Here is a 25,880-nt window from a genome sequence, read left to right on the forward strand (position 1 = left end):
GCTTCCGGCATATGCCGACTCGCGGAGATCGTTTGCTCATTGTCCGTACGCGGCTGCTTGCGTTCCGCAATGATGGTCCGCATGGCGGGTTGGGGCGAAGCAGATCAGTCATCGGTTCCCGGGGTCGGCGCGGTGGCCGAGGTTTCCTGGATCGACGTCCAGGGCGGCGGGCTCTCGGCGCTGGAGCGGCTCACCTCCGAGGAGCTGGAGGAGCTGTACTCCGGCAGACTGTGCGACCAGTCGGCGCCCAACGAGGTGCGGCTGCCGTCCCGGCCGGAGTCGGGCCCGGTGGCCCGCAGACTGGTGCTCTCCGTCCTGGAGTCCTGGGAGCTCCACCAGCACCTGGAGGCCGGGGAGTTGCTCACCGGCGAGCTGGTGGCCAACGCGGTGCGGCACGCGGCCGGGCGCACCATCGGCCTGCACGTCAGCCGCAAGCCCGGCTGGCTCCGGATCGAGGTCCGGGACTCCTCCCGGGCGCTGCCCTGCATGATCCTCGCCGAGGCCAGGCCGGTGAACGAGCGGGGGCGGGGGCTGAAGATCGTCGACGACCTCGCCGACCGCTGGGGCGCGGACCTGCTGCCGCGGGGCAAGGGTGTCTGGTTCGAGCTGAAGGTGCGCGAGCGGCCCTGAGGGCCGGGGTGGGTCCGAGGTCCGGGCGGGGCCGACGGTTTCCCCGGAAAACACGCAGGGCCCCCGGATTCGCCGTGGTCCGGCGGGCGGGGGCCCTTGCAGGTCATCGCGCCGGCCAAGGGGGTGCGTGCCGCGCGATGGGTGTCGGCAGTGCCAGGTCGGGCCCGCCGAAGTCATCGACCCAGGGCGGCGTGCGGTGTCGCCCGCCGGTGGGCCGCTTCGACTATCGCACGGATCTCAGCATGCGGGCAAACCAGGCGTCTTGGAATGCAAGGCTTGTTACCTAGTTCACCTTTGGATTTTGCATACGTTAACGCCATTGCCTGTGAATATTCACGATCGCGGCGATGTGACCATGGCTTGGCGGGCTCGCGCGGCGTGCGCGCGGACGGCGGTCGGGGAGAGGCCGCCGGAGCGGGGCCGTGGGGTCGCATTTCCGCCGCCGCTGCGGCAGGCACGGCAGAGGCCGCCGAGGAGGACCTGTGGTCGGCAGGGGGTCCGGCAGTCGGTGCACTCGGGGATGCGGACGGCTTCCGGCGGCTGCGGGCGTTCGGGCGGAAGCTTGTCGATCAGGCGGCGGCGGGTGAAGCCCGCCGGGCTGTGGATGTCCGGCGGCAGGCTCGCGGTGAGCGCGGCGGTGAAGAGCGGAAGGGTGGCCCCTCGGTCCAGCCACTCGGCGGCCAGCGGTTCGAGCGCGGCGCAGTCGGCGGCGGAGAGGGCGAGACGGGGGTCGACCAGGCCGAGGCCGGCGAGGGCGGCGTAGGCGGCCGAGACGGGGGAGGTGCGGTTGCGCGTTCGCTCGACAGGGGGATCGGGCGCGGCGGGCGTTGACGTCTCCCCGGTGGCGAGGAAGTGCGCCCACCAGCCGTCGGAGCGGGGAGTGCGGGAGAAGTAGGTGCGGAACACCCAGCGGCACTGCCGGTCGCCGACCCGCTCGCGGACACGGCGCAGGTGACCTGCGGTGGAGAGCCTGGTGAGGGCCGAACGGCAGGCCATCTGCCCGTAGTGGGGCTGGAGGACGGCGAGGGTCTTCGCGTCCATGGCGGCGCCGTCGGGGAGGTGGTCGATCAGCGAGGCGAGGTACGCCTCGCGCGCCGGGAGGTGGGCGAAGTTGCGCGCGGAGCGGGGGAGTTGCTCCGGGGCGGACTGCTTGCCGTATCCGGGGGCGGCCATGGCGGTAGAGTTGTGGGTAGCCACAGGATCGAGCTCGCATTTCGATCGTGCCGGTCAGACCCCCGTTCGGTGCTGCTAACACCGGCGGGGGTTGTTTCGTTGCTGCGCACGCTACACGGCGGAACCGGCTGCGGCGAAGTGATGACGATAAGTCATATCTGCTGCGCACAGGGATGGTTGGAAGGTGGTTATCTCACCGTTCCACTAAGGGGTCACTCGACCGGCGCCGCTTGAGCTTCGGGGGCGAACGAGACGAAGGCGGCCCAGGCGGCGGGGGAGAAGGTGAGGGTCGGGCCGGCCTTGTCCTTGGAGTCCCGGACGTGGATGGCGGAGGGGGAGGGGGCGACCTCGACGCAGTTGCCGCCTTCGTAGTCGCTGTAGCTGGATCGGAACCACGGCCTTGGAGTTTTCATAGTTGCTCCAGTGTCTTCCTGATGAGTTGCGCTGAGTCCCGGACATTCAGGGCTTGCGCGCGGATCATGGCGTGGCGTCGACCGAGTTCGCCCACGAGGCGCGATTCTGAGTGGAGTGCATTTGTTCCATGCGTCTCGATGTACGCGTACTGCTCGTTGTTGATCGTTTCCATGATGATCAGCGATCCGGAGAGCGCAGACGGGATCGTGCGTCCGATTGGCACAACCTGGATCTGAACGTTGCGCGAACGCTCGTCCTCTAGTAGTCGGTGCAGTTGCGCCTTCATGACCGCCACGCCGCCGACGTTGGTGTGGAAGGCGGCTTCGTAGATGGTGAAGCTGAACAGCACTGTGGGCAGCCTAAGTCGCTCTTGTCGCTCCAGGCGAACTGCGAGGCTCTTTTCTACGGTCGTGTCATCCACAGGAGGCATGGTGTAACTGAGGAGTGTTCGTGCGTACTCCTTGGTCTGCAAGAGGCCTGGAATGTAGAGGGGCTCATACGAGTAGATGGCAGCTGTTTCGTCCTCGACTTCGCGATAGCTGTCGCTGCGAGTTGGCCTGTCCTCGGGGGCGAGGTACGGGTGGGCAGCCATCAGCATCCCTTTCGCGTCGCACAGCTCATCTGCCGCCTGGAGCAGCTTGAGCGTCGGCTTCCGCCTCCCCGCCTCCATCGACCGCACGCTCTCGATGTCGTAGCAGGCTGCCTTGCTCAGCTGCTCCCGCGACACGCCGGCGAGCGTGCGCCAGCGCTTGACCTGGTCGCCGCAGTACTTCCACGACATCGGGTTCTGCTTCGGCGTGCTCACGGCCCCGCACCCCTCCCTGCCCTGGTACAGGGCGGTCAAGCTCTGGCTGTACTTACGACGTTACTGCTGAGGCTATGCCCGGCTGCCGACGCTTGAAGGGTGAAATGGCCGAACTCAGCTCTCCCGAGTGAAGCCGTCCGTACGCCCCCCAAGGACTCTGATGCTCACTCACCCCGTCGATGTCGTCGAGTGGATGTTCCCCCGCCTCCCTCGTAGCGCCGGCCGTGCCCGGATCCGTTTCATCCGGCAGGCCTTCGAGTGGGAGGTGCCCGTCGACTCCGCCGAGACCGGGCTGATCCTCCTCAGCGAACTCGTCACCAACGCCTGCCGTCACGCCCGCTCCCAGCGCGACCGGATGATCGGCGTCCGCGTCCTCCTCCCCACCGACTCCCTCCTCCGCATCGAGGTCTCCGATGCGAACGCCACGCTCCCGACCCTGCGCCACGCCACCCTCGACGACGAGTCGGGCCGTGGCCTCGGACTCGTCGCCTCCCTCTCCACCTCCTGGGGCGCCCACCTGCGCGGTGAGGGCTACATCGGCAAGACCGTCTGGTGCGAACTGGCCCTCCCCACCCCGGCCAACCCGCACGGCTGAGCCCGGTCCTCCGGGCGCACGCAACTGGCGTCGCGCCGGAGCGCGTCCTGATCTTCGACGGCGCCGGAAGTCGCCGCCCGAGAGGATCAGGAGACCACCATGCGCCCCCTTCCCTGGCCGCCGTCCGCCCCGATCAGGACCGAGCGGCTCGTGCTCCGCGAGCCCGCGGCCCGGGACCGGGCGGCGTTCATCGAGCTGCTGGCCTCGCCGGAGGTGAACACCTACCTCGGTGGGGCCCGGCCGCGTGACGAGATCGAGCGCGGGATGCCGGGGGCGCCCAGCCGCAGCCCCGGCATCTTCGCGGTCGATCTCGACGGGGAGACGATCGGCCAGGTCCTGCTCCGCAAGGAGGCGGGGCGCCTCGGCCGGGTCGGCGAGAGGGCCGAGCTCGGCTACCTGTTTCTGCCGCAGGCGTGGGGACGCGGCTACGCCGCCGAGGCGTGTGCGGCGGCGCTCGACTGGTTCGCCGGGGTGCTCCCCGGCGAGCCGGCGGTGCTCGCCACCCAGACCGCCAACCTCCCCTCGATGCGCCTCGCGGCGAAGCTGGGCTTCACCGAGGTCGAGCGCTTCGAGGCCTTCGGCGCAGACCAGTGGTTGGGCCTCTGGTCCCCGCCGCCGGCCCACGACTGACCGGGCCCCGCCGCCCGCGTGAGAAGTCGGGTGGGCCGACTTCTCACGCTCACCCGGGGTCAGTTCCACGGTTCCCGGTCGGGGTCTTCGCCCAGCACCTTCGCGGCGGCGACGCAGAGGTCCCTGCCATAGATCTGGTTGCTGCCGTACTCGGAGCCCCACAGGTCGGTCGCGGCCCGGGCCACGGAGCGCCAGCCGAGGTCCTCGTCGACTCGCCACGTGCGAATCCGCAGGGCCATCTCCGTGGTGACCGTTGCCGGGTCCACAAGGTTGGGTTTCATTCCGGCGACCCTGAGACGTGTCCGACAGTTCCGGCCGGGCCGTCGATCAGTCCTTCGCCTCGACCTCGACGGTGGCCCGGATGTCCAGCGTGCGCAGGGCCAGCTCCTCGGGCTCGCCGGCGCCCGTCTCGTCGACGACGATGCCGACGGTCGTGCCGTCCGCCCAGGCGCAGGTGGTGAGGGACGCGGCCGGGTAGTCGAGCACCGCGCAGTCCAGCGCGCCGCCGAGGGGGCCGGCCGGGTAGTCCTGGCGCGCGACCACCGGGTTGTCCGACGGGTCGCTCATCGTCTGCGTGCCGAAGTACTTGTCCAGCTCCCGCCGGACGTCCGGGAAGCTGCCGGTCAGCCCGATCACGGTCAGCGTGGTTTCGGTCGACCCGGCGGCGCCGTAGCCGGCCACCGTCAGCTCCCGATACGGCCGCAGGGCCGTCATCTGCCGCTCGATGTCGGCGCGCAGGGCCAGGGTGCTGCCGTCGTCCGGGAGCCGCACCTGGTCGCCGATCCGGTCCGCGAGCACGATCCGGTGCCGCGTCGGGGCGCCGGCCCCGGTCACCGCCGCGACGGTCAGCGCGGCGAACAGGCCGACGACCACGACCCCCGCGATCAGAGCCTTGCGGGGCACCCGCCGGTACCAGGGCAGCGGAGCCACCGGCTCCAGGGTGTTCGCCCAGATCGCCCGGAGGCCGCTGGGCTTCTCGGCCGCCTGGGCACTCTCGAACGTGGTCGTATCGTCACTCTGCACGGGGCCGGATCCTACGTCAGCGCCCGGAAGGCCCGCCGGGGTTTTCCGGGCGCCGACGCCTCCGGTGGCAGCCGCATCCCCAGCCTCACGGGACAGAACACCCAGGGACATCGCGGGTGTTCGCGGTCGATGCCGAGCAGGTTCCACTCATCACGCTTGCTCTCCGCCTTGTAGGCGTCGCGCGGCATCCGTCGGAGATCCCTTCCGAAGACATCCGTACAACCTGCTTCTCGTCAACCAGCCGATGCCTCGACCTTGGGGCCGTCGGCAACCAAGCCTGCATCCAGGGCGAACCATGATGACGACCTCCGAACAGGGCAAGGGCCACCGGACGCGCCCATGGCCGCTCCCGCACGCCCCTACCTCTGGATGCGATGCGGCGCCAGGATGGCAACCGGTTGTGTCCGTCCCAGTGACAGGAGAACAGCATGGGAGAGCACTCGAAGCCGCCGCAGGACCCGAGCCAGGGAACGCCCCCGCCGAACAACGCCGACGGGAAGGTCACCCCGCCGCCGCCGAGCAACGGCAAACACAAGAAGTGATGACGAGCGACGACGGGGGCCTGGCCGGGTACCGGGCCGGCCTGGACGCGGAGATGGAGCGGCGCAGGGCGTGGCCGGAGGATTCGCCGTGGCTGCGCGACGCCTTCGCCGCGCTGCCGCGCGACCGGTTCGCGCCGGACCGGTTGTGGCGGTGGGACGGCCGGTCCTACGTGCCGATCGACCGCGCGGAGGACCGGGACAGGTGGGCCGCCGAGCTGTACTCCGGCGTCGATGCCCCGGCCGTCACCCAGCTCACCGGCGGCCTCCCGTCGTCGTCGCTGTCCGCGCCCTCCGTGGTGGCGGACATGCTGGACAGCCTCCGGGTGGAGCCGGGGCACCGGGTGTGGGACATCGGCACCGGCCAGGGCTGGACGGCGGCGCTGTCCGCCTGGCGGGCCGGGCCGGGTCGGGTGGTCACCACCGAGGTCGACGAGCACCTGGCCGCGTTCGCCCGGGCCAGGCTCGCGGACGCCGGGCTCGACGTCGAGGCGGCGGCCGGGGACGGTACCGGTGGCGGGGTGCCGGGCGGCGGCCCGGTCGACCGCCTCCACGCCGCCTACGCCGTCGAGACCGTCCCCTGGTCCTGGGTCGCGGCGGTCCGGCCGGGCGGACGGATCGTCTACCCCTGGGGCCGGCTGGGGTACGTCGCCCTCACCGTCGCCGACGACGGTGCCGCCGCCCACGGCTGGGTCCACGGCCTGGCCCGGTTCATGGGCGACCGGACCGGCCCGGCCCAGCCGAGCACCGGCCCCGCCGCGTACGCGCAGGTGCGTGGGGACGCCGAACCCGAGACCCGCCGGGCACTGGACCGCGACCCGGCCGGCCTGGAGGACTGGCACCTCCGGTTCGCGCTGCGCGTCGCCGTCCCGGAGGCCGTGCTGTTCACCGAACAGAGCGCGGACGGGCCGGCCGCCCTGGTCCACGACGGGGACCGCTCATGGGCCGAGATCCGCCCGGGCACGGACGGTCGGCCGCTGCTCCTCCAGGGCGGGCCGCGCCGCCTCGGCGACGAACTGCTGGCCGCCTGGTCCCAGTGGGAGGGCCTGGGGCGTCCCGACCTGTACGACTACGGCGTCACCGTCACCCCCGACTCCCAGTGGGCGTGGCAGGGCGACCCGGACACCGGCCCGCGCTGGCCGATCGGACGCTTGCACCCGGCCACGCGGTGACCGTTCTCGGATCCTCCGGCTGAACAGCGTGACGCCGATGTTGCCCGAGAAGTCGGGTGGGCCGACTTCTCGCGCTTCAGGGCGGGCGCCACTGGCCTGCGGCAGCCTGTTCAGGCTTGCCGAAGGCCTGTTTGTGCGATTCACTTGCGCAGAAAGGCCTGACAGCCCGCGAAGGGGGGATCACAGATGTTGCTGAACTTCAGGGTCGCGAACCACCGCTCGATCAGAGACGAGCAATCGCTCCAGCTCAACCCGGTCTATGAAGCGGACAGGCCGCCGGGGACGCACTGGGAAGCGGTCCCCGTGGCAGGCATCTTCGGGGCCAATGCCGCCGGCAAGTCGAACGTGATCGATGCCCTGGCATACATGAGCAGGATGGTCGTCAACTCGCACCGGGACGCGGAGCCGGACGGTGGTGTGGCCCGGCAGCCCTTCCGTCTCGAAGAGGCGGCGCGCAGGGAACCGTCCTGGTACGTGGTGGACCTGCTGATCGACGGGATCCGCTACACCTACGGGTTCAGCGTTGACGACGACCGGGTGGTCGACGAGTGGCTGCACAGCTTTCCCCGCGGCAGGAAGCGCAAGATCTTCGAGCGTTCGGCCGACGGGGTGGAGATCGGTGACTCGCAGCACCGGCGAGAGCTGGAGCTGGTCGAGAACATCACCGAACCCAATGTCCTCTTCATGTCCCTCGCGGCGCGATCCCGGCAGGACGACTTCCGCCCGGTGTACGACTGGTTCGCCCGGAGCCTCCAGTTCAGCCGACGGCTGCCGGGCGGCGCGGGCCGCCTCGGGGCTGCGCGAATCCTCGAAAACCCGGACCGGTACCCGGAGTTCATCGAGCTGCTGCGTGCCGCGGACCTCGGGATCGCCGATTGCGGCACCGAGCGCGTGCTGGAAGACGAGGGGGAGCTTCGGAGGCGCTACGGTGCGCGCATTCCGGAGTGGCGGTTGGCAGGCCTCGAAGAGAACGGGCCGCGCGAGGTCATGCGCCCGTGGATAGGACATCGCGGGCGCGACGGGATCGTCAGGATGGACGTGTCCGAGGAGTCCGAGGGAACACAGGCTCTGCTGCGGCAAGCACCCCTCATCACGGGGGCGCTCCGACGGGGTGGAACCTTCGTGGTGGACGAAATCGATTCGAGCCTCCACCCGGTTCTCACCGCACGCCTGATCGGGCTCTTCCAGGATTCCGCCACCAATCCGAACGGCGCCCAGTTGATCTTCACCTCGCACGACTCCAGTCTGCTCGGCCGGACCGGCGGGGAGGAGATCCTGCGGCGGGACCAGGTCTGGTTCGTGGAGAAGAACGAGCACGGTGAGACGGAGCTCTTCGCCCTCGCCGACTTCAAGCCGCGCCAGGAGGAGAACCGCGAGCGGCGGTACCTCAGCGGGAGCTACGGCGGCGTGCCGTACATCGACGACGATTTTGCCAGCGCCGTGGCGGCGCGGGGGGATGAAGATGGCAAGGGCGGCGAAGCCGAGCGGAAGCAAGCGTCCCAGTTTTGACACGTCACTGACCAGGCGGGCGGGGCATCGGGAGTCGCGGCAGCGCCTGCTGGTCGTCTGCGGCGCGAAGGTGACCGAGCGCGACTACCTTCAGGGGCTCAAGTCGAGTGCCCGGAATCCAGCCGTTTCACTGAAGATCGTCGAATGCCCGAGGTCGCCCTCCCAGGTCGTCGATCACGCGGTGCTCCTGCGTGACCAAGCGGACGGCGAGTACGACGCGACGTGGTGCGTGCTCGACGTCGATGAATTTCCCGACCTGGGGCAGACGGCAGTCGAGGCGCGGAAGAAGAACATCGAGGTGGCGTTCTCCAACCCCTGCTTCGAGGTGTGGCTCCTGCTGCACTTCAAGGACTATCGCCGTCCGGCTCAATCGTTCAAGCAGCTCATGCTGGCCCTTGATGAGGCGTTCCCGGCCGGGTACGGGAAGACCGGCATGAAGTTCGACCTCTACGCGCCGCACTGGCGGCTGGCTGCGAGTCGGGCGAAACAACTGGCCGAATCAGGGAAGGAACACGAGGTCAACCCGTCCACCGGCATGTGGAAGCTCGCGCTCGCCATCGGAGGTGGCGAGGCACAGCCGTGAAGGGCCCCCGGGTCAGGAGAGCGAGAAGCCCATCCGGTTCACCACCGGGGTCATCGGCACGTACATCACCTGCGCGTAGCAGGTCGTCGGGTGCGCCGTGGATCCGGCCGGGCAGCCGACCTCCGACCGGGCGGCCACGATCACGCCGCGGGCCTCCATGTCGCCGTTCGGGCCGGACGGGTTCGCCAGTGCCGGGCCGCCGCTGTCGCCCTTCGCGGCGATCGCCCGGCGGTCGCCGCCCTTCGACTCCGCGACGTCGACCGGCTTGATCCTCGTGCCCTCGTCGTTCGTCGTCTCCACGTCGACCCGCTTGATCTGCACGTCGCACTTCCACCCCGACTGGGCACCGCTGAGGCAGATCAGGTCCCCGACGTTGTTCCGCCCGGCCCCGTACGTGTGCCGGGACGAGCCGCCCCTGTCCGACCAGGCGCCGTCGTAGAACCGGCCGCCGCCGCTCCCGCTGATCGCGATCATGCCGACGTCCAGGCCGTCCCCGACCGAGGACAGGTCGCCGATGTAGCTCCCGGTGCCGTTGTAGTACCGGCCGCCGCCGCAGTGCGCGGCGGTCAGCAGCACCTTCGTCCCGCCCTTCCAGCCGCTGAACGCCGTCGAGCAGAACGACGCCTTTCCGGTGCTCACCTCGGCACCCGCGTAGTGCGGCGCGCTGTCGGAGTGCCGGCTGCCGGACAGCGCGACCGGGGTCTCCTCGATGCCGGCCGTCACCGGCATCCCGGCGATCTCGGCGGCCTGCCGGGAGTACGCCTGCACGGCCGTGTCACCGCCGGTCAGCTGCTTCGCCTTCGCCCGCGCGTACGTGATCGCGATGGCGGTGCCGTCCTCCTGCGGGCCGATCGACGTCCACGCGTCGCGCGCCACGCCGGCGGTGAACCGGTCGATCGCGGCGCGCATCTCGGCGCGGGAGTACGGGCTCCGGTGGACGTCGACGGTGTAGCCGGGGCCGGCGCTCGCGGCGTTCGCGTCGAGCAGGGAACGGACCTCGGCCGGGGCCTCGCCCTTCCAGTAGATGTCGGCGCGCTGATTCGCCGGGTCGATCACCGTCCCGGCATAGCCGACGGCCGCCGGATCCCCGGACTCGACCCAGTCCTGCACCGGGTCCGTCATGCGGTGGAGCAGCTGCTGGGCCTGCGGGTCGCGGAGCACCGGCAGGCTGACGGACAGGTAGGGCTCGTCCTGAACGGTGTCGACGGCGACCAGGCCGGAGGCGACCACGGTGGTCAGGACCAGGGACAACGCGAGGCGGGAGCGGCGCACGGGCGGGTCCTTCCGGCATGTGTCGATGGGTCGCTACTCAGCGTAGGGGTGGATGGGCGGTCCGCTACGTCCGGACGTCGCGGCCCGGGCCGGCAGTCGGTGCACGCGTGGGGCAACGCGCCCCCGGGAGGGGCGGGTGGGGCGCCTGCGCCCCCGGCTCGGCTCGGCCCGGTGGCGGCCGTGCAGGAAGTCGGGCCTGTCGACTTCCTGTGCGGGCGGATAGCATCGGGCCCGTGAACCTGTACTGGCACGTCGTGCTGCCACCGCTCAGCGCCTGATCGGGCGCGCGCTTCGGTGGCTTGACCCCTGCGACCCCGGCCCGGCCCGATGGCGGCCGCCGTGGGCCGACGGCGTGCGCCCGTTCTCGGAACCAGTTCCCCCGACGGTTTTCGACGACGGAAGTTCACGACTGTGCCGAATCGTTTGTCCTCGCCCGCCCGTTCCCTTCCCGCGACTCCCCGCCGCACCCGCCGCACCCGCCCGCGCGGTGGCGCGGGGCCGATCCTGATCGCCGCCGTCCTCTGGGGCACCACCGGGACGGCCAGTTCGCTGGCGCCCGGCGGGGCCCCGGCGGCGGGGATCGGGGCCGCCGGGCTGGTGCTCGGCGGGCTGCTGCTGCTCCTCACCGACCGCGCCGCCCGCGTGCTGCCCCGGGTGTGCGGGCCGCGCGAGCGGTGGCTGCTCGTCGCCGGCGCGGTCGCGGTGGCCGGGTATCCGGTCACCTTCTACCCGGCGGTCGGCCGTACGGGCGTGGCGGTGGCCACCGTGATCGCGCTCGGCAGCGCGCCGGTGTTCACGGGGCTGCTCGGCTGGCTCACCCGGCAGGGGCGGCCGGGCGGGCGGTGGGCCGGGGCCACGGCGCTGGCCGTGCTCGGCTGCGCGCTCCTGGTGCTGGGCCCCGAACTCGCCGGGGGCGGCGGTGCGGTGGACCCGCTGGGGGTGCTGCTGGCGGCGCTGTCGGGGCTCTCGTACGCCGGGTACTCGCTGATCGGCGGGCGGCTGATCACGGCCGGGCACCCCTCGGGCGGGGTGATGGGCGCGATGTTCGGCGGCGGGGCGCTGATCGTGCTGCCGGTGCTGCTCGCGGGTGACCTGGAGTGGCTCGCCTCGGCGCGCGGGGCGGGCGTGGTGCTGCACCTCGCGGTGGTCACCACCTTCCTCGCGTACTGGCTATTCGGCCACGGCCTGCGGCACACCAGCGCCCAGACCGCCACCACCCTGACCCTCGCCGAACCGGCCGTCGCGGCGGTGCTCGGCGTGGCCGCCCTGGGCGAGCGCCTGCCGGCGCTCTCCTGGTGCGGCCTCGCCGTCCTCGCCGCCGGCCTGGCCTTCCTGGCGCTCCCCGCCCGGCGGTAGGCCCGACGCCCCTGCGTGGGAAGTCGGCCGGGCCGACTTCCCGTGCGGCAGAGGCAAGTTCGCGGAACCCGGTTGCCGGCGGCGGTCCCGTCTGTTGGGCTTGCCGGCGGCGGGCCCGACCGGGGCCGCCGACGTCCTTGCCGTACGAGGGGATCCCCGTCATGCCCGACAACGCCACCGGCCCGCTCGACCTGCTCGCCCGCTACCGGCGGGCGATGCTCGGCCTGGACGCGGACGCCCTGGCCGACCTCTACGCGGAGGACGGGGTGCACGAGTTCCCGTTCCTGTTCCCCGGGGTGCCCGAGCGGTACCGGGGACGGGAGGAGATCCGGGCCGGGTACCGCGCGATCTGGGGTCCGAGCGCGGCGCGGCCGCGGGAGATCCGGGAGGTGGCCGTCCACCCGGGGGCCGATCCGGAGGTGCTCACCGTCGAGCAGCAGGTGGTCGGGACGCACGCCGGCACCGGCGAGCCGTTCACCGTGCCGGGCCTGCTGGTGATGCGGTCCCGGGGCGGGCTGCTGGTGCACGTCCGGGACTACATGGACGGCCTGGGTGTGGCCCATGCGATGGGGCGGCTGGGTGCCGTCGCCGCGCGGCTGGAGGCCGGGGAGTAGGGCGTCGGCCGGGCCGGCCTCCGGCGCGGGCCGGTCAGAGGGCGAAGTGGGCGGCGATGCCGTCGAGGACGCAGTCGAGGCCGGTCTCGAACTGCCAGTCGGGGTCGTCCTTGCGGGTGGCCGCGTGGAGGTAGCGCTGGTAGTTGGGGTAGCGGCCGGTGCCCATCAGCCAGCTCATCCGGGGGGCGAGGCCGGCCCGGGTCTGGTCGCCGTCGGACCAGCCGCGCTCGCGGCGCAGGGTGTTCAGGGTGACCTCGGTGGTGACCGAGCCGTGGACGTAGCCGGTGACGGTGCGGAACACCGCCATGGTGGTGTCGGCGTCCAGGCCGTGTTCGGCCAGGGCGGCGAACGCGTGCTCGGGGACGGCGAGTTGGTGGGGGCTGAGGGAGAACGGGGTGGCCGTCCGGACGGTCCACGGGTGGGCCAGGTGCATGGCCCGCAGGTTGAGGGCCAGGGCGCGCATGGTGTCCCGCCAGCCCTCGGCGGGGGTGCCCAGCGGGAGCCGGCCGTAGACGAAGTCGACCATCAGCTCGATGAGCTCGTCCTTGCCGGAGACGTACCGGTAGGCGGCCATCGGGGCGACGCCGAGTTCGGCGGCCAGTCGGCGCATGGTGACGGCCTCCAGGCCCTCGGCGTCGGCGACGGCGACGGCGGCCTCGGCGATCCGCTGCGGGGTCAGGGTGGTGCGCGGTGCGGGGGCCGGGCGGGCCAGGCGCTCCCAGAGCGAGACCGGGGGCCTGTCGTCGCCGGCGGGGGTGTCCCCGGCTGGGGCCTGTTGAGCGGGCACGGGGCGGGCTCCTTCCGACTGGGGTCGGGCCCACCGTAGCACTCCGCGTGTACGGCGTATCCACAGTGGACGACGTACACGCCGATGTGTACGTTGTATCCGACAGATACGCCGTACACAGCAGTTGTCCCGGAGGGGGATTCCCATGTCCACGGAGCAGAGCCTGATGGAGCAGAACCTGAAGGTCGCCGTCCTCGTCGGCAGCACCCGCGAGGGCCGCTTCGGCCCGGTGGTCACCGACTGGCTGCTCGGCCACCTGGAGGCCCACGGCGACCTGACCGCCGACCGGATCGACCTGGTGGAGACCCCACTGCCCACCACCTTCCCGTCGTTCGGCGGTGAACTTCCGCCGGGCGACGCCGAGTTGCTGGCCGCCGTATCGCCCCGACTGGAAGCGGCCGACGCCTTCGTGATCGTCACGCCCGAGTACAACCACAGCTTCCCGGCCCCGCTGAAGAACGCCATCGACTGGCACAACCGGCAGTGGCACGGCAAGCCGGTCGCCTTCGTCTCGTACGGCGGCCTGTCCGGGGGCCTGCGGGCCGTCGAACAGCTCCGGGTGGTGCTGGCCGAGCTGAACGCCGCGACGATCCGCAACACGGTCAGCTTCCACGGCGCCGGCCAGCGCTTCGACGCCGACGGCAAGGCGATCGACCCGGCCGCAGACGCCGCCGCCAAGACCATGCTCGACCAGCTCGTCTGGTGGGCCCAGGCACTGCGGGACGCCCGCCGGGCCCGCCCGTTCGCGGCCTGAGCCGGGGCAGGGGGCGGAGACCATGGCCACGGAACCGGCCGAGAGCCAGATCGAGAGCCAGGTCGAGGGCCAGGTCGAGGGCCAGGCCGAGAGCCAGGTCGAGAGCCAGGCCGAGAGGCAGGCCGAGGAGCGGCCCAAGCCGCCTTTGCTCGGTGTCATCGGGCTGATGCTCGGCATCTTCCTCTCGGCCCTCGACGGGCAGATCATCGGCACCGCGCTGCCGACCGTCGTCGGCGACCTCGGCGGACTGGAGCACCTCTCCTGGGCGGTCACCGCCTACCTGCTGACCTCCGCCGCGGCCACCCCGCTCTGGGGCCGGCTCGGCGACCTGTACGGGCGCAAGGGCGCCTACCAGTGGGCGGTGGTGGTGTTCCTGGCGGGCTCGGTGCTGGCCGGACTCGCCCAGGACATGGGGCAGTTGATCGCTTTCCGGGGCCTCCAGGGGATCGGCGCGGGCGGGCTGATGGTCGGCGCGCTCTCGGTGATCGGGGTGCTCGTCCCCGCCTCCGACCGGGCGCGGGTGCAGTCGGTGGTCGGCGTGCTGATGCCGATCGCCTTCGTCGGCGGACCGCTGCTCGGCGGCTTCCTCACCGAACGGCTGAGCTGGCGCTGGGCCTTCTACGTCAACCTGCCGGTCGGGCTGGTCGCGCTGCTCGCGGTCGGCGTCGGGGTACGGCTGCGGACCGAGCGGGTGCGCGCCCCGTTCGACTGGGCCGGGGTCGTCCTGCTGACCACCGGCATCCTCGCGCTCACCCTGGTCGGCAGCTGGGGCGGCGCCGCCTACTCCTGGACCTCCCCGGTGCTCCTCGGCACGGCGCTCGTCGCGCTGGTCGCGCTGGGCTGGTTCGTCCGGACCGAACTGCGCGCCCCCGGGCCGCTGATCCCGCCCGCGCTGTTCCGCGACCGCAACTTCACGGTGGCGCAGGTGCTCGGCTTCCTCACCGGCGCGGTGATGATCGCTCTGGTCGGCTACCTGCCGCTCTACCTGCAACTGGCCCGGGGCGCCTCACCCACCGCCGGCGGCCTGCTCCTGCTGCCGCTGATGCTCGGCATGATGGGCACCCAGCTGGTGACGGCGCGGCTGATGGGCCGGCCGGGCGGCGAGCGGCGCTACCCGCTGCTGGGCGGCGCGCTCACCCTGGCCGGCGGCGCACTGCTGCTGCTCCTGCGCACCGACACCCCGATCGCCCTGGCCTCGGCCCTCACGGCAGTCGCCGGGATCGGCCTCGGCCTGGTGATGCAGAGCACCCTGCTGACCTCGATGGGGGCCGTGCCGCCCCAGGACATGGGCGCGGCGATGGGCGTGGTCACGCTGCTGCGGAGCATCGGCGGCTCGCTCGGCATGGCGGCGCTCGGCGCGGTCTACACGGCGCGGCTCACGGACTCCCTCACGGAGCGCCTCGGGTCCGCCGAGGCCGGCCGGCTCACCGGCGGCGGGCTGACCCCGGCCTCCCTCGACGGCCTCCCGGCGGAGGTCCGCGACGCCGTCGGGGCGGCGGTCACCGGCGGCCTGTACGGCACGGTCGTGGGCGGGGTCCTGCTGGCGGCCGCGGCGACCGCCCTCGCCTGCCTGGTCCGCCCGCGCCGGGCCCCGGAGCCGGCCGGAGCCGGAACCCGGACCGATGCCCCGGCCGATGCCCCGGCCGAAGCCCGGGCCGAAGCCCGGGCGGAGACGAAGGCCTGACGCGTCCGAGGCACGCGAAACGGCCCCCGGCGGAGCAGGACTCCGCCGGGGGCCGTCAGGCTGTCGGGATCAGCGGGTGATCAGCACTCGATGACGTTCACGGCGAGGCCGCCGCGCGAGGTCTCCTTGTACTTGATCTTCATGTCGGCCCCGGTCTCCTTCATCGTCTTGATCGCCTTGTCCAGCGAGACGTGGTGCCGTCCGTCGCCGCGCAGGGCCATCCGGGCCGCGGTGACGGCCTTGACGGACGCCATGCCGTTGCGCTCGATGCAGGGGATCTGGACCAGGCCGCCGACCGGGTCGCAGGTGAGGCCGAGGTTGTGCTCGATGCCGATCTCGGCGGCGTTCTCGACCTGCTCGGGGGTGCCGCCGAGGACCTCGGCGAGGCCGCCCGCGGCCATCGAGCAGGCGGAGCCGACCTCGCCCTGGCAGCCGACCTCGGCGCCGGAGATGGAGGCGTTCTCCTTGAAGAGCATGCCGATGGCGCCGGCCGCGAGCAGGAAGCGGACGATGCCGTCGTCGTCGGCGCCCGGGATGAAGTTCAGGTAGTAGTGCAGGACGGCCGGGATGATCCCGGCGGCGCCGTTGGTCGGCGCGGTGACCACCCGGCGCCCGGAGGCGTTCTCCTCGTTGACGGCCATCGCGTAGAGGGTCACCCACTCCATCGCGTTGGCCGGCCCGATGCCCTCGGCGCGCAGCGCACGGGCGCCGGACGCGGCCCGGCGGCGGACCTTCAGCCCGCCCGGCAGGATGCCCTCGCGGGACATGCCGGCCCGCACGCACTCCTGCATCACGGACCAGATCTCCAGCAGACCGGTCCGGATCTCCTCCTCGCTGCGCCAGGCCTTCTCGTTCTCCAGCATCAGGCCGGAGATCGACAGGCCGGTCTCCCGGCTGAGCCGCAGCAGCTCGTCACCGGTGCGGAAGGGGTACTTCAGCGCGGTGTCGTCGGGCTTGACCCGGTCCGCGCCGATCGCGTCCTCGTCCACCACGAAGCCGCCGCCGACCGAGTAGTAGGTCTTCTCCAGCAGGGTCGAGCCGTCCGCCGCGTACGCCCACAGGGTCATGCCGTTGGCGTGGTACGGCAGCGAGCGGCGGCGGTGCAGGACCAGCTGGGTGTCCGGGTCGAAGTCGATGGTGTGCTCGCCGACCAGGTTGATCCGCTTCTCGGCGATGATCCGCTCGACGTCCTTGTCGGCCTGGTCGACGTCGACGGTGCGGGGCGAGGCGTTCTCCAGGCCCAGCAGGACGGCCTTCGGGGTGCCGTGGCCGTGGCCGGTGGCGCCGAGCGAGCCGTACAGCTCGGCGCGCACCCCCGTCACCCCGTCCAGGAGGCCTTCGGAGCGCAGTCGGCGGGCGAACATCCGGGCGGCGCGCATCGGGCCCACGGTGTGGGAGCTCGACGGGCCGATGCCGATGGAGAAGAGGTCGAAGACGCTGATGGCCACGGGGGACGTCCTTGTCTGGTCTCGTGGAAGGACTTGCGGGCAGGGAGGGGCCGACACGGGACGGGGCACCGCGCGCACTGTCCAGTGTGCGCGGTGCCCCGGGGTGCCAGGTACGCCGGAGGGGTGAGGCCGGTCACCCCGCCCGAACGATCACCGGAGTGATCAGAGGTTCGGGTACAGCGGGTACTTGTCGGCCAGGGCGGTGACCCGGGCCTTCAGCGCGGCGGCGACGGTCTCGTCGAAGGCGGGCTTGAGCGCCTCGGCGATGATGTCGGCGACCTCGCGGAAGTCCTCGGCCTGGAAGCCGCGGGTGGCCAGGGCCGGGGTGCCGATGCGCAGGCCCGAGGTGACCATCGGCGGGCGCGGGTCGTTCGGGATCGCGTTGCGGTTGACGGTGATGCCGACCTCGTGCAGGCGGTCCTCGGCCTGCTGGCCGTCGAGCTGGCTGTTGCGCAGGTCGACCAGGACCAGGTGGACGTCGGTGCCGCCGGAGAGCACGCTGGCGCCGGCCTCGGCCACGTCGGCCTGGAGCAGGCGCTCGGCGAGGATGCGGGCGCCGTCCAGGGTGCGCTGCTGGCGCTCCTTGAACTCCTCCGAGGCCGCGACCTTGAAGGCGACCGCCTTGCCGGCGATCACGTGCTCCAGCGGGCCGCCCTGCTGGCCGGGGAAGACCGCGGAGTTGATCTTCTTGGCGTACTCGGCCTTGGACAGGATGACGCCGCCGCGCGGGCCGCCCAGGGTCTTGTGGGTGGTGGTGGTGACCACGTCCGCGTACGGCACCGGGTTCGGGTGCAGCCCGGCGGCCACCAGGCCGGCGAAGTGCGCCATGTCCACCATGAGCAGCGCGCCGACCTCGTCGGCGATCCGGCGGAACGCGGCGAAGTCGAGCTGGCGCGGGTAGGCCGACCAGCCGGCGATGATCAGCTTCGGCTGGTGCTCCTTGGCGAGGCGCTCGACCTCGGCCATGTCGACCTGGCCGGTCTTCTCGTCCACGTGGTACGCGGCCACGGTGTAGAGCTTGCCGGAGAAGTTGATCTTCATGCCGTGGGTCAGGTGACCGCCGTGGGCCAGGCTCAGGCCCAGGATGGTGTCACCCGGCTGGATCAGCGCGAACATCGCGGCGGCGTTGGCCTGCGCGCCGGAGTGCGGCTGGACGTTGGCGTGCTCGGCGCCGAACAGTGCCTTGATGCGGTCGATCGCGATCTGCTCGACCACGTCGACGTGCTCGCAGCCGCCGTAGTAGCGGCGGCCGGGGTAGCCCTCCGCGTACTTGTTGGTCAGCACCGAGCCCTGGGCCTCCATGACCGCCACCGGGGCGAAGTTCTCGGAGGCGATCATCTCCAGGGTGGTCTGCTGGCGGTGCAGCTCGGCGTCGACCGCGGCGGCGATCTCCGGGTCGAGGGCGTGCAGGGACTGGTTGAGAACCGTCATGGTGTGGTCTTCCCGGGAGGAGGAGGGAAAGGGGCCGGGGCGGGGCGGACCGCCGTGCGCGGCCCGTCCCGTCGGGTGGCTCAGCCCTGGGGGTTGATGAGCGCGTCGTACTCGTCGGCGCTGAGCAGCTCGTCGGTGGCCTCGACGCGCACCTTGAACAGCCAGGCGTTCCCGAACGGGTCCGCGTTCACGGAGGCCGGGTCGTCGATGACGTCCTGGTTGATCTCGGTGACCTCGCCGGTCACCGGGGAGTACAGGTCGCTGACCGACTTGGTGGACTCCAGCTCGCCACAGGTCTCGCCGGCGGTCACGGTCTCGCCGACCTCGGGCAGCTGCACGTAGACGATGTCACCGAGGGCGGTGGCGGCGTGCTCCGTGATGCCGACCGTGGAGACACCGTCCGCGGCCGCGGTCAGCCACTCGTGCTCCTTGGTGTACTGCAGGTGCTGGGGGTTGCTCATGGCGTCATTCTCCAGGATGGGAAGCGGGTACGACGAAGCGGGCCGCCGCGCGGACGGCCGCGACGTGCGCAAACGGAAAAACGGGGGCCCCGGCGAAGGCTCAGCGGGCGCGCTTGTAGAACGGCAGCGCCACGACCTGGACGGGCTCGTGCTTGCCGCGCACGTCCACCGCGACGGTGGTGCCGGGGACGGCGTGGGCGGCGTCGACGTAGGCCATCGCGATCGGCTTGCCCAGGGTCGGGGACGGCGCGCCGGAGGTGATCCGGCCGATCGGCTCGCCCTCGGTGGAGACCACGGTGTACTCGGCGCGCGGCACCCGCTTGCCCTCGGAGACCAGGCCGACCAGCACCTTGGGCGGGTTGGTCTCGGCCGCGGCGGCGGCCTGCTCCAGCGCCTTGCGGCCGATGAAGGCGCCCTCGTTGGTGGTCTTGTCGAAGCGGACGACCCGGCCCAGGCCGGCGTCGAACGGGGTGAGGTCGGTGGACAGCTCGTGCCCGTACAGCGGCATGCCGGCCTCCAGGCGCAGCGTGTCGCGGCAGGACAGGCCGCACGGGATCAGGCCGTGGCCCTCGCCCGCGGCGGTCAGCGCCTGCCAGACCGGCTCGGCGTCGGCCGGCCGGCAGAAGATCTCGAAGCCGTCCTCACCGGTGTAGCCGGTGCGGGCGAGCAGCACGTCGCGGTCGGCCACCCGGGCCGGGAGGATCGCGTAGTACTTCAGGCCGGGCAGGTCGGCGTCGGTGGTCTTCGCCAGGATGCCGGTGGCCTCCGGGCCCTGGACGGCGATCAGCGCGTAGGTGTCGCGGTCGTCGGTGACGACGGCGTCGAAGCCCTTGGCGCGGGCGATCAGCTCGTCGAGGACCAGCTGGGCGTTGGAGGCGTTGGCGACGACCAGGAAGGCGTCCTCGCGCAGGCGGTAGACGATCAGGTCGTCCAGGATGCCGCCGTCCTCGGCGCAGATCATGGTGTAGCGGGCGCGCAGCACGCCCAGCGCGGAGACGAAGCCGACCAGCGCGTGGTCCAGCATCTCGCCCGCCTGCGGGCCGGTGACGGTGATCTCGCCCATGTGCGAGAGGTCGAACAGGCCGGCCTGGGTGCGGACCGCGAGGTGCTCCTCGCGCTCGCTGCCGTAGCGCAGCGGCATGTCCCAGCCGGCGAAGTCGGTCATGGTCGCGCCGAGGGCGCGGTGCAGCGCGTCGAGCGCGGTCAGGCGGAGGGACGACATGGCCAGGAACTCCTCGGTCGGGGCACTCAGGGGTGCACGCGCCGGACCGGACCCGCTCGGGTTCGACCCTGCGCGCGGGCATGCGGCGGCGTGGGTCTCCCCATCTGTCGTCGAACCTGAGAGCTTCACCGCCCACCGCCCGCAGCTGTTTCCAGCTTGGGGGACAGCATGACGGCTTGCACCGTGGGTGGGCGCACGACAGGGCCGGGCGCCGCTTTCCAGATGTGCCTAACCCGTGCGGTAGGGGTGCCTGAGAGATTCCGGGGAGGACTTGCTCCTTCGGCGCCGGCTGTGCCTGAACGGCACTCCGGGCTCTCCCGCGCGGGTTCGAGCGGCCGGTATGGAGTTGTGGGGGCCCGCGGCGCATGCCGTCGGACGGGCACATCATGGCACGTCCGGGACGGCGAGGGGAGAGGGGACCCGGTCACACCGCGCGGCACCCGGACGCGGGCCCGGGGCGGCACCCGGGACCGGGGCCCGCGGGGCACCCGAACACGAGCCCTAAAGGGGAGGCCCCGGGGCCCTAGACTGCTGCGCGTCGGCGCAGCAGAGGGCGGCCGAGCGGCAGAGGGCGGGATCGGCGGCGCATGGGGTACCCGGTGGAGCAGCAGCAGGAGTGGGGCGGACCGCAGGAGGCGCCGGCGGGCGGTTCCTGGCCGGCCAACGAGCTGGAGCAGGTGCTGACCGCGGCCCTGGGCGACCCGGGCGCGACGCCGAGGGTGATCGAGGTGCTGGCGCGCAGCCAGGTGTGGGTGCCGCTGCCGGCCGGGGCCGATCCGCAGGGACAGGCGCTGGACCTGCCGACCGTCGAGCTGGGCGGTGACCCGTACGTGCCGGTGTTCTCCTCGCAGGAGGTGTTCCTCCAGCAGGCGCCGGGGATGGCCTTCGCGGTGGCGCCGGTGTGGGAGTTCGCCCGCGGGTTGCCGCTGGGCGTGGGCATCGCGGTGAACCCGGACGCGGCCGTGGGCATCCCGGTGCCGCCGCAGGGGGTCGCCGAGCTGCGCCGCGGTCCGCGCGGGGACCGCTGGGAGGCCGCCGACGACGCCACGGCGCCGACCGGAGGCCGGGTGGCGCTGCGCGAGCCGGTGCCGGGCGAGGACCCGGAGCACTTCCTGGCCGCCTGCCGGGGCGAACTGTCGTCACTGCCGGGAGTGTTGACCGCCCGCAGGGCGCTGGCCAGCATCGAGGGCGAGCCGACCGTGATGTTCGTGGGCGTCCAGCTGGACCCGGCGGCACCGGCCGATCCGGCCGCGGTGAACGACGCGCTCGGCCGAGCGCTGGGAACCGCGCCGCTGCCCGGCGGCGTCCACCTCGTACTGCTCGACCTCGCCGACGACCCGGTGGTCGAGTGGCTGCTCACCCGGGTACTGCCGTTCTATTCGCGGGGCTGAGCGGGGTTCGTATCAAAGGCACGTCGCCGTGGCGGTGGCCGGTGCAGCGCCATAGGGTGCGTGCAGACGGCCGACGGGCCGGCGGGTTGAGGGAAAGAGGCGCGGCGAGGTGGGCGCATGAGTGCGGGAACGGGAGCGGGCGGTGTGCCGGGGCCCTGGGGCCAGGCACCGGCCGGGCGCCCGGGAGCTGATCCCGGCGCGTTGGAGCGCGCCCTGCGCGACGTCGCGCCGGAGCGCTACGACGCGTACGAGGGGCTGCTGCACGCGCTGGCGGACGGCCAGGTCTGGATGCTGCTGTGGCACGGCACGCCGGGCAGCCCGGACGCCCAGTACGGGAACATGGAGATCAGCGGCCACGGCTACGCGCCGGCCGTCACCTCGTCCGAGCAGCTGACCGCCTCCGGCTGGGCGCGGGCCCACGAGGTCATCTCCGGCCGGGAGATCGCGGCCTCGCTCTACCGCACCCGCTGGGGCCTGTGGCTCAACCCGCACGCGCCCGGCGGCGGCGTCGGCGTGCCCTGGGCGGACCTGCGGCGGGTCGCCGCGGGCCTGGACCGGCTGCCGGCCGGGCCGTTGAAGTTGAGCGAGCCGCAGCTGAACGCCCAGTCGTTCTTCGCGCTGCTGGAGCGGCAGGCCGCCGAGGTGCGCGCCGTGCGGGCCCTGCGCCGGGCCTGGGTGCAGCCCGCGGTGGGGGAGCCGTACCTGGCCATCGGCCTCGACCTGTACGAGAGTTCGCCGCCGGCGGTGGAGGCGGTGCGGGCGCTGATGCAGCGTGCGATCGCGGTGGCCCCGGAGGGGCTCGCGGTGTCGACGGTGGCGATGTCGGACGAGTACGACCCGGTGGCGCTGTGGATGCGCGCCAACGCGCGGCCGTTCTTCGACCGGGAGGCGGGCCGCCCGCCGACCGGTCCGTACCCGCCGGTGCCCCCGCCGCCGTACCCGGGGCAGTCGATGCCGGGTTACGGGTACGGCACCCAGCCGCCGGCGCAGGGCTGGCAGCAGCAGCCGCCGCAGCGGCCGTGGCCCGGCTACCCCGGGCGCTGATTCCCAAAGCTCATTCCCCGAAGCCGACTTGATTGTCCGTCAAGTCGGCTTCGATGCTTTCCGGACGAATTTCCGGATGTGTGCTCCGGTCATCTTGACATGGCAGTTACAGCCATGTGAAGAGGTATATGCCGAAGACCGGGGAGGTGCATGCACGCAGATCACAGTTGGGCATCTGTCGGTTGGCAGGGCTGGCGCAAGCCAGTTCGGATGGCAGAGAGTTCTGCGCAACGCACCGCGCGTGCTTGAACCCCACAAGGGCGAGCGCGCACGCCGACAGTCCGCCCACGCGACGCCCATCCCGCGTGGTGGCAGTGCCTGTGCACGACGCACTGCCGTCAACACCCGCTCCTCCTAAGCACCTCCGCACGTCCGCAGCCGCACCGCCGAAGCCGGCGACCGGCACCCGTGGGCCGGCCACCGTCGGCGAGGGGACCAACTGACCATGACCGCAACCGTGACCACCGCCGGGAACGATCCGGAGGCACCCGCCACCGCAAGCCCGGCCAAGAAGATCGAGGGCCGCTCCCTCGGCCAGATCGCCTGGACCCGCTTCAAGCGGGACAAGGCCGCCGTCGCCGGCGGCGTCGTGGTGATCCTGCTGATCCTGCTCGCCGTGCTCGCCAAGCCGATCGAGTCGATGTTCGGGCTCGACCCGGACGCCCTCCACCAGGACCTGCTGGACGCCGACCTCGGCGGTCTGCCGTTCGGCGACTGGGGCGGCATGAGCTGGGACCACCCGCTCGGCGTCGACCCCCTCCAGGGCCGTGACCTGCTCACCCGCGTCATCGAGGGCTCCTGGGTCTCCCTGCTGGTCGCCTTCGGCGCGACCCTGCTGTCCAACACCATCGGCACCGTGCTCGGCATCATGGCCGGCTACTACGGCGGCTGGGTGGACACCCTGATCAGCCGGGTGATGGACGTCTTCCTGGCGTTCCCGCTGCTGCTCTTCGCCATCGCGATCTCGACCTCGCTCCAGGGCGGCGCGTTCGGCCTGCACGGCCTGCCGCTGCACATGCTGGTGCTGATCTTCGTGATCGGCTTCTTCAACTGGCCCTACATGGGCCGGATCGTGCGCGGCCAGACGCTGTCGCTGCGCGAGCGGGAGTTCGTCCACGCGGCCCGCAGCCTGGGCGCGCGCGGACCGTTCATCCTGTTCAAGGAACTGCTGCCCAACCTGGTCGGTCCGATCCTGGTCTACTCGACCCTGCTGATCCCGACCAACATCCTCTTCGAGGCCGGGCTGAGCTTCCTCGGCGTCGGCATCCAGCCCCCGCAGGCCTCCTGGGGCGGGATGCTCCAGGACGCGATCCGGTACTACCAGGTGGACCCCCAGTACATGGTGGTCCCCGGTCTGGCGATCTTCGTCACCGTGCTCGCCTTCAACCTGCTCGGCGACGGGCTGCGCGACGCCCTCGACCCCAAGAACAACTGACCCTGTGTCACTCGGACCACTCGTCACTCGACGGTGCGTCAGAATCCCTCCTCCACATCCTCAAGGGGTTGATCTCACCCATGCGTAGGTCCCGTACCGTCGCCCTGACCGCGGCGGCTGCCGCCGCGGTCCTGGTCGTGACCGGTTGCACCAGTTCGTCGAAGAGCGGAGGGTCCTCCACGGCCTCCGGCTCCGCCGAGGGCGGCTCCGGTGCCAACGCGGCCACCAAGGGCATCGTCAACGCCTCGGACAAGAAGGGCGGGACGGTGACCTACGAGATGAAGGGCACCCCCGACTCGCTCGACCCGGGCAACACGTACTACGCGTACATCTACAACTTCTCGCGTCTGTACGGCCGGCCGCTGACCACCTTCAACCCGGCGCCGGGGGAGGAGGGCAACAAGCTCGTCCCGGACCTCGCCGAGTCGATGGGCCAGCAGAGCGCGGACGGCCTGACCTGGACGTACAAGCTCCGCAAGGGCCTGAAGTACGACGACGGCACCCCGATCTCCTCGAAGGACGTCAAGTACGCCATCGAGCGCTCGAACTACGCGCTGGACGTGAACTCCAACGGCCCGGTGTACTTCCACGATCTGCTGGTCGACAACGCCACGCCGTACGCGGGGCCGTACAAGGACAAGGAGGGCGGCCTCAACTCGATCGAGACGCCCGACGACACCACGATCGTCTTCCACCTGCAGCACCCCTTCGCCGACTTCGACTACCTGGTCAGCGCCCCGGAGACGGTGCCCGTCCCGCAGGCCAAGGACACCGGTGCGGAGTACGTGAAGAAGATCGCGTCCTCGGGCTCCTACAAGTTCGAGTCCTACGAGGACGGCAAGCAGGCCGTCCTGGTGCCGAACACCAACTGGGACCAGAGCACCGACCCGATCCGCAAGCAGCTCGCGGACAAGATCGTGCTCAAGTTCAACATCGACCAGGCCACCATCGACAAGGACCTGCTGGCCGGCAACGCCCAGGTCGACCTGGTGGGCGGCGGCGTCGACCCGCAGACCCAGGCGCAGATCCTGCAGAACCCGAAGCTGAAGGCCAGCACCGACAACGCCTACGGCGGCCGTCTGGTGTACATGGCGATCAACTCCAAGCTCGCGCCGTTCGACAACGTCGAGTGCCGCAAGGCCGTCCAGTACGCGATCGACAAGGTCTCGGTGCAGACCGCGCTCGGCGGCCCGATCCGCGGCCAGATCGCCAACACGGTCCTCCCGCCGGACATCGCGGGCCACCAGGACTTCAACCTGTACGAGACCAAGGACAACAAGGGCGACGAGGCCAAGGCCAAGGAAGCCCTGAAGGCCTGCGGCAAGGAGGGCGGCATCAACACCGTCCTGTCGGCCCGCACCGAGCGCGCCACCGAGGTCGCCGCGGCCACCTCGATCCAGGCCGCGCTGAAGAAGGTCGGCATCAACGCCGAGATCCAGCAGTACCCGCAGGGCAAGTACCTGCAGGACGCCGCCGGGTCCCCGCAGTTCGCGGCCGAGCACAACATCGGCCTGATGATGATGCAGTGGGGCGCCGACTGGCCGACCGGCTACGGCTTCCTCCAGCAGATCGTCGACGGCCGCACCATCAAGCCGTCCGGCAACAACAACCTGGCCCAGCTGAACGACTCCGCCGTCAACAAGCTGATCGACGACGCCGCGATCAACCCCGACAAGGGCGCCCGCGAGAAGATCTACGGCGACGTCGACAAGAAGGTCATGGAGCAGGCGGTCTACGTCCCGCTGACCTACTTCAAGGTCTTCCTGTACCGCCCGGACAACGCCACCAACCTGGTCTCCACCTCGGCGTTCTCGGGTGAGTACGACTACCTGAACATCGGCTCCACCAAGTAAGAGCCTGGCTCCGCATCCCTGAAGGCAGGTGAAGGCAGCGGCGCCCGCCGCCGTC

Annotated in this window: 25 protein-coding genes and 1 riboswitch; of the genes, 14 read left to right on the forward strand and 11 right to left on the reverse strand. The window is 71.6% G+C overall.

The window, feature by feature from the left end:
- The first annotated feature begins 132 nt into the window (after positions 1–132).
- Complete coding sequence (locus ACZ6EM_RS11505; protein ID WP_465772283.1) at positions 133–630, forward strand: ATP-binding protein; 498 nt, start codon at positions 133–135, stop codon at positions 628–630.
- A 333-nt stretch (positions 631–963) separates the two neighbouring features.
- Here the strand turns inward: ACZ6EM_RS11505 and ACZ6EM_RS11510 are convergent, their stop codons facing one another.
- From ACZ6EM_RS11510 to ACZ6EM_RS11520, 3 genes are all read right to left on the reverse strand, one after another.
- Positions 964–1,803 carry a hypothetical protein gene (locus ACZ6EM_RS11510; protein ID WP_465772284.1) on the reverse strand — a complete coding sequence of 280 codons (840 nt, stop codon included), beginning with the start codon at positions 1,801–1,803 and terminating at the stop codon, positions 964–966.
- A 212-nt stretch (positions 1,804–2,015) separates the two neighbouring features.
- Entirely contained in the window at positions 2,016–2,216 is a 201-nt protein-coding gene (locus tag ACZ6EM_RS11515; protein ID WP_465772285.1) for a DUF397 domain-containing protein, read from the reverse strand.
- Positions 2,213–3,022 carry a helix-turn-helix domain-containing protein gene (locus ACZ6EM_RS11520; RefSeq protein WP_465772286.1) on the reverse strand — a complete coding sequence of 270 codons (810 nt, stop codon included), beginning with the start codon at positions 3,020–3,022 and terminating at the stop codon, positions 2,213–2,215. Before ACZ6EM_RS11520 ends, ACZ6EM_RS11515 begins: the two co-directional genes overlap by 4 nt.
- A gap of 160 nt (positions 3,023–3,182) precedes the next feature.
- Here ACZ6EM_RS11520 and ACZ6EM_RS11525 point away from each other — a divergent pair, with 160 nt between their 5' ends.
- Both ACZ6EM_RS11525 and ACZ6EM_RS11530 read left to right on the forward strand, forming a co-directional pair.
- Complete coding sequence (locus ACZ6EM_RS11525; RefSeq protein WP_401043210.1) at positions 3,183–3,617, forward strand: ATP-binding protein; 435 nt, start codon at positions 3,183–3,185, stop codon at positions 3,615–3,617.
- Between the two features lie 99 nt (positions 3,618–3,716).
- Positions 3,717–4,247: a GNAT family N-acetyltransferase gene (locus ACZ6EM_RS11530; protein WP_465772287.1), complete on the forward strand. Its 531-nt coding sequence runs from the start codon at positions 3,717–3,719 to the stop codon at positions 4,245–4,247.
- A 59-nt stretch (positions 4,248–4,306) separates the two neighbouring features.
- Here the strand turns inward: ACZ6EM_RS11530 and ACZ6EM_RS11535 are convergent, their stop codons facing one another.
- Together ACZ6EM_RS11535 and ACZ6EM_RS11540 are read right to left on the reverse strand one after the other, a co-directional pair.
- Positions 4,307–4,528 carry a hypothetical protein gene (locus ACZ6EM_RS11535; RefSeq protein ID WP_452176999.1) on the reverse strand — a complete coding sequence of 74 codons (222 nt, stop codon included), beginning with the start codon at positions 4,526–4,528 and terminating at the stop codon, positions 4,307–4,309.
- Positions 4,529–4,574: 46 nt separating this feature from the next.
- On the reverse strand, positions 4,575–5,270 hold the full coding sequence (locus ACZ6EM_RS11540) for a hypothetical protein (protein WP_465772288.1): 696 nt from the start codon (positions 5,268–5,270) through the stop codon (positions 4,575–4,577).
- A 541-nt stretch (positions 5,271–5,811) separates the two neighbouring features.
- On the opposite strand from ACZ6EM_RS11540, the gene ACZ6EM_RS11545 reads away from it, so the two are divergent.
- The 3 genes from ACZ6EM_RS11545 to ACZ6EM_RS11555 all read left to right on the forward strand — a co-directional run bounded on the left by ACZ6EM_RS11545 (position 5,812) and on the right by ACZ6EM_RS11555 (position 9,073).
- Positions 5,812–6,981, forward strand: a complete 1,170-nt coding sequence (locus tag ACZ6EM_RS11545) for a methyltransferase domain-containing protein (RefSeq protein WP_465772289.1) — start codon at positions 5,812–5,814, stop codon at positions 6,979–6,981.
- Between the two features lie 186 nt (positions 6,982–7,167).
- Positions 7,168–8,490: an AAA family ATPase gene (locus ACZ6EM_RS11550; RefSeq protein WP_452176996.1), complete on the forward strand. Its 1,323-nt coding sequence runs from the start codon at positions 7,168–7,170 to the stop codon at positions 8,488–8,490.
- On the forward strand, positions 8,444–9,073 hold the full coding sequence (locus ACZ6EM_RS11555; protein WP_465772290.1) for an RloB family protein: 630 nt from the start codon (positions 8,444–8,446) through the stop codon (positions 9,071–9,073). The genes ACZ6EM_RS11550 and ACZ6EM_RS11555 overlap by 47 nt, the downstream gene beginning before the upstream one ends.
- A 12-nt stretch (positions 9,074–9,085) precedes the next feature.
- Here ACZ6EM_RS11555 and ACZ6EM_RS11560 read toward each other — a convergent pair whose 3' ends face one another.
- Positions 9,086–10,345 carry a chymotrypsin family serine protease gene (locus tag ACZ6EM_RS11560; protein WP_465772291.1) on the reverse strand — a complete coding sequence of 420 codons (1,260 nt, stop codon included), beginning with the start codon at positions 10,343–10,345 and terminating at the stop codon, positions 9,086–9,088.
- 411 nt (positions 10,346–10,756) lie between these two features.
- Here ACZ6EM_RS11560 and ACZ6EM_RS11565 point away from each other — a divergent pair, with 411 nt between their 5' ends.
- Together ACZ6EM_RS11565 and ACZ6EM_RS11570 are read left to right on the forward strand one after the other, a co-directional pair.
- Complete coding sequence (locus tag ACZ6EM_RS11565; RefSeq protein ID WP_465772292.1) at positions 10,757–11,701, forward strand: DMT family transporter; 945 nt, start codon at positions 10,757–10,759, stop codon at positions 11,699–11,701.
- A gap of 161 nt (positions 11,702–11,862) precedes the next feature.
- Positions 11,863–12,315 (forward strand): nuclear transport factor 2 family protein, encoded by a 453-nt coding sequence (locus ACZ6EM_RS11570; RefSeq protein WP_465772293.1) that lies wholly within the window; start codon positions 11,863–11,865, stop codon positions 12,313–12,315.
- A gap of 34 nt (positions 12,316–12,349) precedes the next feature.
- On the opposite strand, the gene ACZ6EM_RS11575 is transcribed toward ACZ6EM_RS11570, so the two are convergent.
- Entirely contained in the window at positions 12,350–13,102 is a 753-nt protein-coding gene (locus ACZ6EM_RS11575; RefSeq protein ID WP_452176992.1) for a TetR/AcrR family transcriptional regulator, read from the reverse strand.
- A 145-nt stretch (positions 13,103–13,247) separates the two neighbouring features.
- Here ACZ6EM_RS11575 and ACZ6EM_RS11580 point away from each other — a divergent pair, with 145 nt between their 5' ends.
- Together ACZ6EM_RS11580 and ACZ6EM_RS11585 are read left to right on the forward strand one after the other, a co-directional pair.
- Complete coding sequence (locus ACZ6EM_RS11580) at positions 13,248–13,856, forward strand: NADPH-dependent FMN reductase (protein ID WP_465772294.1); 609 nt, start codon at positions 13,248–13,250, stop codon at positions 13,854–13,856.
- A gap of 22 nt (positions 13,857–13,878) precedes the next feature.
- Entirely contained in the window at positions 13,879–15,540 is a 1,662-nt protein-coding gene (locus ACZ6EM_RS11585; protein ID WP_465772295.1) for an MDR family MFS transporter, read from the forward strand.
- Positions 15,541–15,620: 80 nt separating this feature from the next.
- Here the strand turns inward: ACZ6EM_RS11585 and ACZ6EM_RS11590 are convergent, their stop codons facing one another.
- The 4 genes from ACZ6EM_RS11590 to gcvT form a co-directional block, all read right to left on the reverse strand.
- The gene (locus tag ACZ6EM_RS11590; protein WP_380538136.1) at positions 15,621–16,988 is read right to left on the reverse strand and encodes an L-serine ammonia-lyase; all 1,368 of its coding nucleotides are present in this window, start codon (positions 16,986–16,988) and stop codon (positions 15,621–15,623) included.
- 162 nt (positions 16,989–17,150) lie between these two features.
- Positions 17,151–18,419 carry a serine hydroxymethyltransferase gene (gene glyA / locus ACZ6EM_RS11595; protein ID WP_452176989.1) on the reverse strand — a complete coding sequence of 423 codons (1,269 nt, stop codon included), beginning with the start codon at positions 18,417–18,419 and terminating at the stop codon, positions 17,151–17,153.
- An 80-nt stretch (positions 18,420–18,499) separates the two neighbouring features.
- Positions 18,500–18,880, reverse strand: coding sequence for a glycine cleavage system protein GcvH (gene gcvH, locus ACZ6EM_RS11600; RefSeq protein WP_359901485.1), 381 nt, complete (start codon positions 18,878–18,880; stop codon positions 18,500–18,502).
- A 100-nt stretch (positions 18,881–18,980) separates the two neighbouring features.
- Positions 18,981–20,102: a glycine cleavage system aminomethyltransferase GcvT gene (gene gcvT, locus ACZ6EM_RS11605; protein ID WP_401054521.1), complete on the reverse strand. Its 1,122-nt coding sequence runs from the start codon at positions 20,100–20,102 to the stop codon at positions 18,981–18,983.
- Between the two features lie 228 nt (positions 20,103–20,330).
- A riboswitch (glycine riboswitch) is annotated at positions 20,331–20,432 on the reverse strand.
- A gap of 257 nt (positions 20,433–20,689) precedes the next feature.
- Between gcvT and ACZ6EM_RS11610 the strand changes: the two genes are divergently transcribed.
- The 4 genes from ACZ6EM_RS11610 (at position 20,690) to ACZ6EM_RS11625 (ending at position 25,825) form a co-directional block, all read left to right on the forward strand.
- The gene (locus ACZ6EM_RS11610; protein ID WP_401050362.1) at positions 20,690–21,493 is read left to right on the forward strand and encodes an enhanced serine sensitivity protein SseB C-terminal domain-containing protein; all 804 of its coding nucleotides are present in this window, start codon (positions 20,690–20,692) and stop codon (positions 21,491–21,493) included.
- A gap of 117 nt (positions 21,494–21,610) precedes the next feature.
- Positions 21,611–22,537, forward strand: a complete 927-nt coding sequence (locus ACZ6EM_RS11615; protein ID WP_401050363.1) for an enhanced serine sensitivity protein SseB C-terminal domain-containing protein — start codon at positions 21,611–21,613, stop codon at positions 22,535–22,537.
- A 445-nt stretch (positions 22,538–22,982) separates the two neighbouring features.
- Complete coding sequence (locus tag ACZ6EM_RS11620) at positions 22,983–23,972, forward strand: ABC transporter permease (protein ID WP_359901496.1); 990 nt, start codon at positions 22,983–22,985, stop codon at positions 23,970–23,972.
- Positions 23,973–24,052: 80 nt separating this feature from the next.
- Positions 24,053–25,825: an ABC transporter substrate-binding protein gene (locus tag ACZ6EM_RS11625; protein WP_401050364.1), complete on the forward strand. Its 1,773-nt coding sequence runs from the start codon at positions 24,053–24,055 to the stop codon at positions 25,823–25,825.
- Positions 25,826–25,880: the final 55 nt, after the last annotated feature.

It is taken from the genome of Kitasatospora sp. NPDC041917, from assembly GCF_055589745.1.

Excerpts from the sequence above, each read along its gene's own strand:
- ACZ6EM_RS11620 (WP_359901496.1), top strand. The coding sequence starts at position 22,983 with ATGACCGCAACCGTGACCACCGCCGGGAACGATCCGGAGGCACCCGCC.
- ACZ6EM_RS11515 (WP_465772285.1), bottom strand. The coding sequence starts at position 2,216 with ATGAAAACTCCAAGGCCGTGGTTCCGATCCAGCTACAGCGACTACGAA.
- ACZ6EM_RS11625 (WP_401050364.1), top strand. The coding sequence starts at position 24,053 with ATGCGTAGGTCCCGTACCGTCGCCCTGACCGCGGCGGCTGCCGCCGCG.
- ACZ6EM_RS11545 (WP_465772289.1), top strand. The coding sequence starts at position 5,812 with ATGACGAGCGACGACGGGGGCCTGGCCGGGTACCGGGCCGGCCTGGAC.
- glyA (WP_452176989.1), bottom strand. The coding sequence starts at position 18,419 with ATGACGGTTCTCAACCAGTCCCTGCACGCCCTCGACCCGGAGATCGCC.
- ACZ6EM_RS11530 (WP_465772287.1), top strand. The coding sequence starts at position 3,717 with ATGCGCCCCCTTCCCTGGCCGCCGTCCGCCCCGATCAGGACCGAGCGG.
- gcvT (WP_401054521.1), bottom strand. The coding sequence starts at position 20,102 with ATGTCGTCCCTCCGCCTGACCGCGCTCGACGCGCTGCACCGCGCCCTC.
- ACZ6EM_RS11580 (WP_465772294.1), top strand. The coding sequence starts at position 13,248 with ATGTCCACGGAGCAGAGCCTGATGGAGCAGAACCTGAAGGTCGCCGTC.
- ACZ6EM_RS11510 (WP_465772284.1), bottom strand. The coding sequence starts at position 1,803 with ATGGCCGCCCCCGGATACGGCAAGCAGTCCGCCCCGGAGCAACTCCCC.
- ACZ6EM_RS11615 (WP_401050363.1), top strand. The coding sequence starts at position 21,611 with ATGAGTGCGGGAACGGGAGCGGGCGGTGTGCCGGGGCCCTGGGGCCAG.
- ACZ6EM_RS11550 (WP_452176996.1), top strand. The coding sequence starts at position 7,168 with ATGTTGCTGAACTTCAGGGTCGCGAACCACCGCTCGATCAGAGACGAG.
- ACZ6EM_RS11555 (WP_465772290.1), top strand. The coding sequence starts at position 8,444 with ATGGCAAGGGCGGCGAAGCCGAGCGGAAGCAAGCGTCCCAGTTTTGAC.
- ACZ6EM_RS11525 (WP_401043210.1), top strand. The coding sequence starts at position 3,183 with ATGCTCACTCACCCCGTCGATGTCGTCGAGTGGATGTTCCCCCGCCTC.
- ACZ6EM_RS11585 (WP_465772295.1), top strand. The coding sequence starts at position 13,879 with ATGGCCACGGAACCGGCCGAGAGCCAGATCGAGAGCCAGGTCGAGGGC.
- ACZ6EM_RS11535 (WP_452176999.1), bottom strand. The coding sequence starts at position 4,528 with ATGAAACCCAACCTTGTGGACCCGGCAACGGTCACCACGGAGATGGCC.
- ACZ6EM_RS11610 (WP_401050362.1), top strand. The coding sequence starts at position 20,690 with ATGGGGTACCCGGTGGAGCAGCAGCAGGAGTGGGGCGGACCGCAGGAG.
- gcvH (WP_359901485.1), bottom strand. The coding sequence starts at position 18,880 with ATGAGCAACCCCCAGCACCTGCAGTACACCAAGGAGCACGAGTGGCTG.
- ACZ6EM_RS11570 (WP_465772293.1), top strand. The coding sequence starts at position 11,863 with ATGCCCGACAACGCCACCGGCCCGCTCGACCTGCTCGCCCGCTACCGG.